The sequence below is a fragment of the Stenotrophomonas sp. FW305-C-20-S1 genome (assembly GCF_058783335.1).
Genome location: NZ_JBYTEK010000014.1, coordinates 50,825 through 62,219 on the forward strand (window position 1 = coordinate 50,825; position 11,395 = coordinate 62,219).

The 11,395-nt window shown below is 67.0% G+C and carries 11 protein-coding genes; 9 read left to right on the forward strand and 2 right to left on the reverse strand.

Annotated elements, in window-relative coordinates; genetic code table 11:
- Window positions 1-88 precede the first annotated feature (88 nt).
- The 3 genes from uvrA to AC3WTC_RS09855 all read left to right on the forward strand — a co-directional run bounded on the left by uvrA (window position 89) and on the right by AC3WTC_RS09855 (window position 4,295).
- On the forward strand, window positions 89-3,085 hold the full coding sequence (gene uvrA / locus AC3WTC_RS09845) for an excinuclease ABC subunit UvrA (protein ID WP_492711347.1): 2,997 nt from the start codon (window positions 89-91) through the stop codon (window positions 3,083-3,085).
- Window positions 3,085-3,492 carry an acyl-CoA thioesterase gene (locus tag AC3WTC_RS09850; protein WP_025873855.1) on the forward strand — a complete coding sequence of 136 codons (408 nt, stop codon included), beginning with the start codon at window positions 3,085-3,087 and terminating at the stop codon, window positions 3,490-3,492. Before uvrA ends, AC3WTC_RS09850 begins: the two co-directional genes overlap by 1 nt.
- Window positions 3,493-3,569: 77 nt before the next feature.
- Window positions 3,570-4,295: an enolase gene (locus tag AC3WTC_RS09855; protein ID WP_492711348.1), complete on the forward strand. Its 726-nt coding sequence runs from the start codon at window positions 3,570-3,572 to the stop codon at window positions 4,293-4,295.
- A gap of 107 nt (window positions 4,296-4,402) precedes the next feature.
- Here the strand turns inward: AC3WTC_RS09855 and AC3WTC_RS09860 are convergent, their stop codons facing one another.
- A complete protein-coding gene (locus tag AC3WTC_RS09860; RefSeq protein ID WP_492711349.1) occupies window positions 4,403-4,852 on the reverse strand; it encodes a copper chaperone PCu(A)C in 450 nt (149 codons plus the stop codon).
- A 35-nt stretch (window positions 4,853-4,887) separates the two neighbouring features.
- Between AC3WTC_RS09860 and AC3WTC_RS09865 the strand changes: the two genes are divergently transcribed.
- The 4 genes from AC3WTC_RS09865 to AC3WTC_RS09880 all read left to right on the forward strand — a co-directional run bounded on the left by AC3WTC_RS09865 (window position 4,888) and on the right by AC3WTC_RS09880 (window position 8,595).
- On the forward strand, window positions 4,888-5,664 hold the full coding sequence (locus AC3WTC_RS09865; RefSeq protein WP_025873858.1) for an enoyl-CoA hydratase/isomerase family protein: 777 nt from the start codon (window positions 4,888-4,890) through the stop codon (window positions 5,662-5,664).
- A 152-nt stretch (window positions 5,665-5,816) separates the two neighbouring features.
- Window positions 5,817-6,716 carry an acyl-CoA thioesterase II gene (gene tesB, locus AC3WTC_RS09870; RefSeq protein ID WP_032951563.1) on the forward strand — a complete coding sequence of 300 codons (900 nt, stop codon included), beginning with the start codon at window positions 5,817-5,819 and terminating at the stop codon, window positions 6,714-6,716.
- A 3-nt stretch (window positions 6,717-6,719) separates the two neighbouring features.
- On the forward strand, window positions 6,720-7,229 hold the full coding sequence (locus AC3WTC_RS09875; protein WP_492711350.1) for a pathogenicity-like protein: 510 nt from the start codon (window positions 6,720-6,722) through the stop codon (window positions 7,227-7,229).
- A 148-nt stretch (window positions 7,230-7,377) separates the two neighbouring features.
- Window positions 7,378-8,595: an RNA polymerase sigma factor gene (locus AC3WTC_RS09880; protein WP_032975964.1), complete on the forward strand. Its 1,218-nt coding sequence runs from the start codon at window positions 7,378-7,380 to the stop codon at window positions 8,593-8,595.
- Window positions 8,596-8,646: 51 nt separating this feature from the next.
- Here AC3WTC_RS09880 and AC3WTC_RS09885 read toward each other — a convergent pair whose 3' ends face one another.
- Window positions 8,647-9,210 carry an EF-hand domain-containing protein gene (locus AC3WTC_RS09885; RefSeq protein WP_032975963.1) on the reverse strand — a complete coding sequence of 188 codons (564 nt, stop codon included), beginning with the start codon at window positions 9,208-9,210 and terminating at the stop codon, window positions 8,647-8,649.
- A 156-nt stretch (window positions 9,211-9,366) separates the two neighbouring features.
- Here AC3WTC_RS09885 and AC3WTC_RS09890 point away from each other — a divergent pair, with 156 nt between their 5' ends.
- Window positions 9,367-10,122 (forward strand): arginyltransferase, encoded by a 756-nt coding sequence (locus AC3WTC_RS09890; RefSeq protein ID WP_032975961.1) that lies wholly within the window; start codon window positions 9,367-9,369, stop codon window positions 10,120-10,122.
- Between the two features lie 38 nt (window positions 10,123-10,160).
- Complete coding sequence (locus AC3WTC_RS09895; RefSeq protein WP_263929754.1) at window positions 10,161-11,366, forward strand: endonuclease/exonuclease/phosphatase family protein; 1,206 nt, start codon at window positions 10,161-10,163, stop codon at window positions 11,364-11,366.
- The last annotated feature ends 29 nt before the right edge of the window (window positions 11,367-11,395 follow it).

The window sequence follows — 11,395 nt, forward strand, 5'->3', positions numbered from 1 at the left end:
CCCCCATCTGGTCACCTCGGTAGGCTGACCGATTGCCGCCCTATCGCTGGCCCGGCGGCCCAGCCACGCCCCCACAACCGGATTCCCCATGGCGATGGATTTCATCCGCATCCGCGGCGCGCGGACGCACAACCTCAAGAACATCGACCTCGACCTGCCCCGCGACAAACTGATCGTGATCACCGGCCTGTCCGGCTCGGGCAAGTCGTCGCTGGCGTTCGACACCATCTATGCCGAGGGTCAGCGGCGTTACGTCGAGTCCCTGTCGGCGTACGCGCGGCAGTTCCTGAGCGTGATGGAAAAGCCGGACCTGGACCACATCGAAGGCCTGTCGCCAGCGATCTCGATCGAGCAGAAGTCGACCTCGCACAACCCGCGCTCGACGGTCGGCACGATCACCGAGATCTACGACTACCTGCGCCTGCTGTATGCACGCGTCGGCACGCCGCGTTGCCCCGACCACGGCTATCCGCTGGAAGCCCAGACGGTCAGCCAGATGGTCGACCATATGCTGACGCTGGACCCGGAACAGCGCTACATGCTGCTGGCGCCGGTGATCCGCGACCGCAAGGGCGAGCACGCGCAGGTGTTCGACCAGCTGCGCGCACAGGGCTTCGTGCGTGTACGCGTGGATGGCGAACTGTACGAAATCGACGCGGTGCCGCCGCTGGCGCTGCGCCAGAAGCACACCATCGAAGCGGTGATCGATCGCTTCCGCCCGCGCGAAGACATCAAGCAGCGCCTGGCCGAGAGCTTCGAAACCGCCCTGAAGCTGGGTGATGGCATGGCGTCGGTGCAGTCACTGGACGATGCCGCTGCGACCCCTACCCTGTTCTCGTCCAAGTATTCCTGCCCGGTCTGCGACTACTCGCTGCCGGAACTGGAGCCGCGCCTGTTCTCGTTCAACGCACCGATGGGCGCCTGCCCCGGCTGCGATGGGCTGGGCATGGCCGAGTTCTTCGATCCCTCGCGCGTGGTGGTGCATCCGGAGTTGTCGCTGGCGGCCGGTGCCGTGCGTGGCTGGGATCGCCGCAACGCCTATTACTTCCAGCTGATCGCCTCGCTGGCCAAGCACTACAAGTTCGACACCGACGCGGCGTGGAACTCGCTGCCGGCCAAGGTGCAGCACGCCGTGCTGTATGGCAGTGGCGAGGACGCGATCACCTTCACCTATTTCACCGAGGCCGGTGGCCGCACCCAGCGCAAGCATCGCTTCGAAGGCATCATTCCCAACCTCGAACGCCGCTACAAGGAAACCGAATCGGCGGCGGTGCAGGAAGAGCTGGGCAAGTACATCAGCGAACATGCCTGCCCCGAGTGCAACGGCGCGCGCCTGAACAAGGCCGCACGCAACGTGTTCGTGGCCGACCGCCCGCTGCCGGAACTGGTGGTGCTGCCGATCGATGAAGCCCTGAAGTTCTTCAGCGAACTCAGCCTGCCGGGCTGGCGTGGCGAGATCGCTGCGAAGATCGTCAAGGAGATCGGCGAACGCCTCGGCTTCCTGGTCGACGTCGGCCTGGATTACCTGACCCTGGAGCGCAAGGCCGACACCCTGTCCGGTGGCGAGGCGCAGCGCATCCGTCTGGCCAGCCAGATCGGTGCTGGTCTGGTGGGCGTGATGTACGTGCTCGATGAGCCGTCCATCGGCCTGCACCAGCGCGACAACGAGCGCCTGCTGGGCACCCTCACCCGCCTGCGCGACCTTGGCAACACGGTGATCGTGGTCGAGCATGACGAAGACGCGATCCGACTGGCCGACTACGTGCTGGACATCGGTCCCGGCGCGGGCGTGCATGGCGGCGAGATCGTCGGCCAAGGCAGCCTGCAGGACCTCCTGGATGCACCGCGTTCGCTGACCGGCCAGTACCTGTCGGGCAAGCGCGCGATCAAGATCCCGGCGCGCCGGCACAAGCCGAACCCGAAGATGACGCTGCATCTGCGTGGCGCCACCGGCAACAACCTGAAGGGCGTGGACCTGGCCATTCCGGCAGGGCTGCTGACCTGCGTGACCGGCGTGTCCGGCTCGGGCAAGTCAACCCTGATCAACGACACCCTGTTCTCGCTGGCTGCCAACGAGATCAACGGCGCCTCGCACCCGATCGCGCCGTACAAGGAGATCGATGGCCTGGACCTGTTCGACAAGGTGGTGGACATCGACCAGTCGCCGATCGGCCGCACCCCGCGCTCGAACCCGGCCACCTACACCGGCTTGTTCACTCCGCTGCGCGAGCTGTTCGCACAGGTGCCCGAATCGCGTGCGCGCGGCTATTCGCCGGGACGCTTCAGTTTCAACGTGCGTGGCGGCCGCTGCGAGGCCTGCCAGGGCGATGGCCTGATCAAGGTCGAGATGCACTTCCTGCCCGACGTGTACGTGCCCTGCGACGTCTGCCATGGCAAGCGCTACAACCGCGAAACGCTGGAGATCCTGTACAAGGGCTTCAACATCAACGACGTGCTGGAAATGACCGTCGAAGATGCACTGAAGCTGTTCGAACCGGTCCCGTCCATCGCCCGCAAGCTGGAGACCCTGGTTGATGTCGGCCTGAGCTACATCAAGCTGGGGCAGAGCGCGACCACGCTGTCCGGTGGTGAAGCGCAGCGCGTGAAGCTGTCCAAGGAACTGTCGCGCCGCGATACCGGCCGCACCCTGTACATCCTCGACGAGCCGACCACCGGCCTGCACTTCCACGACATCGAGGCGCTGCTCGGCGTGCTGCACAAGCTGCGCGACGAGGGCAACACGGTGGTGGTGATCGAGCACAACCTGGACGTCATCAAGACCGCGGACTGGATCGTCGACCTGGGTCCGGAAGGCGGTCATCGCGGCGGCACCATCCTGGTGACCGGTACGCCGGAAGACGTGGCCGCATGCCCGGATTCGTATACCGGGCAGTTCCTCGCCCGGATGCTGCCGTCCACTACTGCGCGACCGGACCAGCCCGCCGCTGTGGCCAACAAGCCCGATGCGCGCCCGCCGCGCAAGGTGAAGCCCGAGAAGCCGGCGAAGAAGGCAGCCGCCGCCAAGAGCACCGGCAAGGCCAGCAAGACCGCCACGGCCGGCACCAAGAAGAAGAAGGACGCCTGATGAGCAGCGAACACAAGATCCTGGCCCGCATTCCGATCAGCGTGCGCTGGCGTGACATGGACAGCATGGGCCACGTCAACAACGCCAAGTACATCTCCTACCTGGAAGAGGCGCGCGTGCGCTGGATGCTGGGCGTGGAAGGCGTGTCGATGACCGACCGCATCGCACCGGTGGTGGCTGCCACCAACGTCAACTACCGGTTGCCGATCGTGTGGCCCAACGACATCCTGGTCGAGCTGTTCGTCGAGCGCCTGGGCAACAGCAGCGTGACCATCGGTCATCGCATCGTCGACCAGCAGGACGAGTCGAAGCTGTATTCGGACGGCAACGTGGTGGTGGTCTGGATGGACACGCAGACCGGCAAGAGCGCGCCGCTGCCGGACGCGATCCGCAGCGCGTCCACCTGAGGATAGTGCCGGCCGCTGGCCGGCACTCTCCCCACCGGGCATGGCCCGGCGCTAACGTTCCACATCAAAGGACTGACATGATCCACCAGACTGAACTGCGCGATCTGCTGCCCGGCATGGTCCCCTTCCCCGCCGCCGTATTCCCCGATGACCAGGCCTGGCTTGGCCAGCATTTGCTGCCGCTGCTGAAGATCGACCTCGGCGTGCTGCACCCGGAGCTGGCCGGCCAGGCCGCGACCCTGCTGTGTCCGATCGAGCCCTATGAAGGCTGCATCGGCGAAGCCACCGAAGAACACCACAACGCGTTCACCGGCACCAACTGGATCGCTTTTGAATTGACCGCCGACAACCGTATGCGTTTCCTCGGTGAGGAGGGCTACTTCATCGGCGACCAGATGCAGGACAAAGACGCGCTGGAGCACATCACGGAGATGCGTGAGAGCTACAGCAAGGCACATGCGTACTTCCAACAGCATGGACGCCTGGCCAGCTATTCGCGCTATGGCGACGGCGAGCCCGGCGAGCAGGCCTACCTCGATGTGCTGGGTGGGCAGATCTCGACCGGCAACTGGATCGAAACCGCGGAGATTCCAGCCGCCTTCGCGCTGGCGTTCACCGAGGCTGCCGACGACCGGCATGCGCCGGAGGATGCCGAGCGCGCGATCATTACCCGCGATGGCCACAAGTTCTTCGCCGTGGCCGAAGTGGCCGGCTACAACTGGTGTGCAACCGGTGCCGATGCGATCGTGATGCTGTACGAGCCGGAAAGCCGCACGGTGCTGTTCTCGTACGACTGGTCGTAAGCCCCACCGCGCTGCGCGCTCGCCGGGCATGGCCCGGCGCTACCGATGTCGATTCGGCAGTGATGCCTGGGTAGCGCCGGGCCATGCCCGGCGGAACGAGCGCCGCGTTACGGCGCGGCCTTGCGCACTATCAGGGCCGTGTTGACTTCGGTGCCACCCTCCAGTTGCACCTGCAGCCACACAGGCTGCCCCTCCTCCAATACGCGCCTGCCGTCCATCAACATCAGGTGCAGGCCACCGGGCTTGAGCACGGCGCGTTCGCCCGGTGCCAATGGCAGGCGCTCGACGGCACGCATGCGACTGACCCCGTCGACGATCCGGGTCTCGTGCAACGACACATCACCGAAGCTCGCACTGCGCGCACCGATGATGGTTACCGCGGTGGAGCAGCCGTTGCGGATCACGCCATAGCCAGCAGTCATGGGCGTCGCCGTCGGGCTGGGCGGCAGACGTACCCAGCCCTGCGAGACGGTGACGCACTCCGGCACCGCGGCCGCCGCCGATGCTGCGCCCGCACACATCATCAACAGTACGCCAACGAATGGTTTGGTTATCATCGCCCAGGTTCCTTCTTCGCAACGAGACCCGCAGCATGACGACGCTCATCGAGGTGATCAACCATGGCCCCATCCGCGAACTGCGGCTGGCGCGGCCGCCGGTCAATGCACTGGACACCGAGCTGTGCCGGCAGTTGATCCATGCCATCGAACTGGCGATGGCCGAGGACGCGCACGGCATCGTGCTGTCCGGCAGCGAGCGCATCTTCACCGGCGGCATGGACGTGCCGCACCTGCTCTCGCATGGCGATGACAAGCACAAGCTGCTGGACACCTGGAACGCGTTTTTCGGCGCGGTACGCACGCTGGCCGAGAGCCGCATCCCGGTGGTTGCGGCGATCACCGGCCATGCACCGGCGGGCGGCTGCGTGCTGGCCCTGTGCTGCGACTACCGGGTGATGGCACGCAGTGCCGATCCGGCGCGCCCGTATGCCATCGGCCTGAACGAAGTGCAGGTCGGCCTGATCGCACCGGAAGGCATCCAGCGCCTGTTGCGCCGTGCGGTGGGCGCGCACCGCTCCAGCGTGCTGCTGGCCACCGGCGCGCTGGTACCGGCCGAACAGGCGCTGCAGATCGGCCTGGTCGACGAACTGGTGGATGGCGAACTGGTGGCGGCCCGTGCGGTGGCCTGGCTGCAGGATCTGCTGAAGCAGCCGCGGCAGCCGATGCTGCTGACCCGTGCCATCGCCCGCGCCGAGCTGCACGACGCCCTGCATCCGGACCTGATCCAGCTCGACCGCTTCGTCGAGGCCTGGTTCGCCCCGGATGCGCAGAACGCACTGCAGGCACTGGCGGCGCGTCTCGGCAAGTAAACGGTAGTGCCGGCCACTGCCGGCAGCCTGGCGATCCTGCCGGGACGCCTGCGGATGCCGGCCAGCGGCCGGCACTACCGAAGATGGGGCATCCGGCCTACACCGGTATAATCGACCCCTCTTTCATCGCTGTGGCCGCCCCCTTGAACGACATGCCCGAACCCGTCGTCTCCGAGCTGATCGATCTGCTCACCCTGGAGCGGCTGGAGGACAACCTGTTCCGCGGCCAGAGCCGCGACATCGGTACCAAGTACGTGTTCGGCGGGCAGGTGCTGGGCCAGGCCCTGGCGGCCGCGCAGGCCACGGTCGACAATGGTCGCCATGTGCACTCGCTGCACGCCTATTTCCTCCGCGCCGGCAACATCGACCATCCGATCGTCTACGACGTCGACCGTACCCGCGACGGTGGCAGCTTCTCGGTGCGCCGGGTGACCGCCATCCAGCATGGCAAGGTGATCTTCTTCTGCGCGGCCTCGTTCCAGCAGGCCGAATCCGGTGCCGAGCACCAGCACAAGATGCCCGAAGTGCCGCAACCGGAAGACATCGAACCGAACCGGCCGTTGCCGGCGGAGGTGCTTGAGCGCTTGCCGATCAAGGTGCAGCGCTGGCTCTCGCGCGGCGGTCCGTTCGAGTTCCGCCATGTGTATCCCCGCGATGAACTGAACCCGCCCAAGCGCCCGCCCTACCACCAGGTCTGGCTGCGCCTGAGCGAGCGCGTGGGCGATGCTCCCGAGCTGCACCAGGCACTGCTGGCCTACGCGTCGGACTTCCACCTGCTGGGCACGGCGACCTTCCCGCACGGCATCAGCTACTACCATCCGCACGTGCAGATGGCCTCGCTGGACCACGCGATCTGGTTCCACCGCCCGTTCCGCGCCGACGATTGGCTGCTGTACTCGCTGGACAGCCCCAGTGCGCAGGATTCGCGCGGCCTGGCCCGCGGCCAGTTCTTCACCCGTGATGGCGTGCTGGTTGCCAGCACCGCCCAGGAAGGCTTGATCCGCGTGGTTCCGGACCAGGCAGCAGCGGCCGCCGTGCCGGCCAAGGATTGACCGATGCGTCAGATTTTCAGCAGCCAGCGCGTGGAAACCGTGGAAGGCGTGGCCGAGCTCCTGCGCAGCCACGACATCCAGGTGAAGGTCACCAACGGACGCTCGTACAAGACCCGTCGCCGGGGTCAGTTCAGCTATACCGACCTGGGCAATGCAGGCGCCTACCCTGCGGTGTGGGTCGTGCGTGCCGACGACCAGCCACGCGCGCGCGAAATCCTGCGCGAGGCGCGCCTGCTCGACACCACCCGCCGTGACCACCCGACCGCCGAGTTCGCCTTCCGCGATGACGTGCAGGAAAGTACCGGCGGTCGTGGCTGGGCCTGGCGCATCCGCATTGCCCTGCTGGTGGTGATCGCCGGCGTGGCGCTGGTGATCGGCCTGCGTCATCGCGGTGCCCCTGCCCCAACCGTGCCGGTGCCCGCCCCGCAGGCACAGCCGCAGCAAGCACAGCCGACCGCGCCGGCAGCGCCGGAAGAAGAGGAAGTGCGGGTCCGCATCCAGCCGTCCACGTAACGCGCAGGTAGCGCCGGGCCATGCCCGGCGAGCGCAGCGGCCTGACAGAAACGCCGCCGGGCATGGCCCGGCGCTACCGGGACGCGAACCGGTCACATCGGGCACGCGGCTCCGTCATGGGACACAATCCCTGCAGGAGCCCGCCGCCATGACGATCTTCGCCGCAAGCATCGACGAAACCCTGGAACGCGAACTGCCGGCCGCCAGCAGCGGTTGCCAGCATGCCTATGGCCGCATCGTGCTGGCCTGCCAGAACACGGTCACCGCCATCGCCCTGGCCATCACCGGCGACCGCCAGGCCAGCGAGGACATCGCCCAGGAAGCGTTCGTGAAGGGCTGGCAGCAGCTGCACCAGCTGCGCAGCGCGAGCAGCTTCCTGCCCTGGCTGCGGCAGATCACCCGCAACCTCGCCCGCGACTGGCTGCGCGCACAACGTGGTCGACCGCTGAGCGGCGAGGCTGCCGAAGTGGCGCTGACCATGGCTGCGGATCCGACCCCGGGCGTGGCCGATCGCCTGCAGCGGCTGGAAGAGGAAATCGCTGCCGAAGACATCATCTCTGCCCTGCCCGCCGACAGCCGCGAAGTGCTGCTGCTGTATTACCGCGAGGGCCAGCATTCGCAGCAGGTGGCCGACCTGCTCGGGCTGAGCGACGCGGCGGTACGCAAGCGCCTGTCACGTGCCCGTGCGCAGGTGCGCGAGGGCCTGCTGCAGCGCTTCGGTGAATTCGCACGCAGCAGCGCACCGAGTGCTGCGTTCGCAACGGCAGTAGTGTCGATGGTGATGATCGCCGCGCCCGGCACCGCCAGCGCGGCGATCCTGCTGGGAACCGGCGTCGGCGTGGGTGGCAGCAAGCTCGGCCTCGGTGGCGCCAGCGCTGCCGGCGGCACCGCGCTCGGCTCGTTGACCGCCACGCTGGGCCAGCTGCAGATGCTGCCTGCGTCAAGCTGGGCCGCGATCATCGGTGGCGTCGTCGGTGGCGCGCTCGGCAGCTATCTCGGTGGGCGTTTCCTGCTGTCCTACGCAGAGACCGGTGCCGAGCAGGTCCAGGTCCGCCGCTTCGTCAACCTCAGCACCGGCACCAGCCTGGGCTGGTGCCTGGCCATCCTGTTCACCGTGCTGCTGCAGGCGCCGATGTGGGCGCAGCTGCTGGTGCTGGCACTGGGCCTGGTGGTGGTCAACTACCAGTGCCTGGTGACGCTGCGGCGAATCATGGCGCCGCTGCTCGCGCGTGATGCAGCCCGGCGTGGGCGTAACGGGATCAACTGGAAGTACGAATCCATGTACGGCCTGACCGGCATGATGGCGGTGAACCTGATCGTCATCGGTGCCCTGGCCTACACGATGACGCTCAGCGGCCGCCTGTAACGGACAACGCCGGCAGTGCGCCGGCGTTGTCGTCGATCACTGCACTGAAAATCAGCGCTGCGGCTTCGGCGCGGCGCCGTCACGCGGGCCGCCGTGGCGCGGGCCACCGTGCATCGGGCCCTTGGCGGCGTCGAACTCGGCCTTGCTCAGCTGGCCATCCTTGTTGGTATCGGCTGCGGCGAACCAGGCGTCACGATGCTGCTTCATGCGCAGCTCGCGGTCGGCCTTGTCCAGGTAGCCATCCTTGTTGAGGTCGAGCTGGTCGAAACGCTCGGCCAGGCGCGGATCGGCCTTGGCTTCGTCACGGCTGATGCGGCCATCCTTGTTCGTGTCCAGCTTGGCCCAGCGCTCGCCGCCGCGACCACCGTGGCGGCCATGCTTCCAGCGCGGCAGCTCATCACGCGAGAGCTTGCCGTCCTTGTTCTTGTCCAGCTCGTCGAACTTTGCGGCCAGGCGCGGGTTGGCCGCCGCTTCGCTGCGGTCGATGACGCCGTCGCCATTGGTATCCAGCTTGGCCGAACGCTGCGCCGGTGCAGCCGGGGTGTCGGCAGCCAAGGCAATACCGGTCGCGGAGGTGCCGAGCAGCAGGGCCAGCAGCAGGGGGGTACGGATCATGGGGTCACTCCTGGGAATGGGATTGGCATCGGGGTGAACACCTCACCCTCGGAGGACAACAACGCCTGACCACGACCTCGGTTGACGCAGCCGCCCATTCCATTCATCCGGCGGACAGTCGCCGCCATTGCGACAGGCTGGAGCTATGCTGTGCTCATGGCGAGACACGGCGACAGAGACGACGAACTGCGACTGTTCCAGACCGGCGAGCACCCCTGCGGGTACTGGCCGGACCGGGTTGCACGCGACCTGGTGCTGGACCCGCAGGACCGTCGCCTCGGCGGGCTGTACCCGCTGGCCCTGAGCTGGGGCTTCCGACGCAGCGGTGATCTGGTCTATCGCCCGCATTGTGCGAACTGCCACGCCTGCGTCGCCGTGCGCATTCCGGTGGCCCGCTTCGCCCCGGATCGCAGCCAGCGCCGCTGCGCCGCCCGCAATGCCGATCTGGAAGTGCGCATCACCGCGGCCATGCCACGCGAGGATCTGTTCGAGCTGTACCACCGCTACCTGGTGCATCGTCATGCCAAGGGCGGCATGGACGACCACGGCCCGCACGAGTTCGAACAGTTCCTGATCGGCAGCTGGTCGCACACGCGCTTCATGGAAATGCGCCTGCCCGGCCACGACGGGCAGCCCAGCCAGCTGCTGGGCGTGGCGGTAACCGATGTGACCGAGCACGGGCTGTCGGCGGTCTATACCTTCTTCGACCCCGCCCATGCCGCGCGCGGGCTGGGCACGTTCGCGATCCTGCAGCAGCTGGAGTGGGCCCGCCGCGAGGGCCTGCCACATCTGTACCTGGGCTACTGGATACGCGAGCACCAGAAGATGGACTACAAGCGGCGCTATCGCCCGCTGGAGGCCTACGATGGCCGCCGCTGGCATGATTTCGATGACGAACTGGACGGACGCTGACAAACCACTGACACCGGGCCAGGTGCACAATATGGCCCATGAACGCCAAACCCCTGATTCTCGGCCTGGCCCTGCTCTGTGGCGCCGCCGCTCCCGCCTTCGCCACGTCCCCCGCGATGACCGAAAAACCGTCTGCAGCGCTGCGCCTGGCCACCTACAACACCTCGCTGTATTCGGACGAAGCCGGCGGCCTGATCGCCGAGCTGGAAGGCGATAGCGAACATGCGCGCAAGATCGCCGCGGTACTGCAGCAGGCGCGCCCTGACCTGGTGCTGCTGAACGAGTTCGACTTCGATGACGCCCATCGTGCCGCCGACCTGTTCCAGAAGCGCTACCTGGAAGTGGCCCAGCCCGGTGGCGGCAAGCCCCTGCACTTCGCCTACCGCTACCTGGCGCCGGTGAACACCGGCGTGCCCAGTGGCCTGGACCTGGACAACAACGGCGTGGTCGGCGGCGAAGGCCGCGGTCGCGGCAACGACGCCTGGGGCTACGGCCTGCATCCGGGCCAGTACGGCATGCTGGTGCTGTCGCGCTACCCGATCGACGAAGCCAAGGTGCGCAGCTTCCAGCTGCTGAAGTGGAGTGCGATGCCCGGCGCGATCCGCCCGGTCGATCCGCGCACCGGCAAGAGCTTCTACAACGACACCGTCTGGTCGCAGCTGCGGCTGTCGTCGAAGTCGCACTGGGATGTACCGGTGAAGACCCCGGCCGGCGTGGTCCACGCGCTGGTCTCGCACCCGACGCCGCCGGTGTTTGATGGCCCGGAAAAGCGCAACGCCGCGCGCAACCATGACGAACTGCGCCTGTGGCAGGAATACCTGTCCCAGGGTGACAAGCCGTGGCTGTGCGACGACAAGGGCCAGTGCGGCGGCCTGGCCCAGGATGCGCGTTTTGTCATCCTTGGCGACCTCAACAATGATCCGGTCGATGGCGATGGCCGCCACGAGGCGATCGTCGAACTGATCGAGAACGCCCGCGTGCTGCGCTACCCCACCCCACGCAGCATCGGCGCCGAGCAGACCAGCCTGGCCTATGCGGCCAAGGGCATCACCCGCAAGGGTGCACCGTTCCATGCCACCGGCGATTTCGGCCCGAAGTCCGGCACCATGCGCCTGGACTACGTGCTGCCCTCGACCGGTTTCGAGTACCTCGGCAGCGGCGTGTTCTGGCCGGCCAATGAGAGTGCCGAAGCGAAGATCGCCGATGGCAGTGACCACCACCTGGTATGGGTGGATGTGAAATAAACCGATAGCGCCGGGCCATGCCCGGCGGC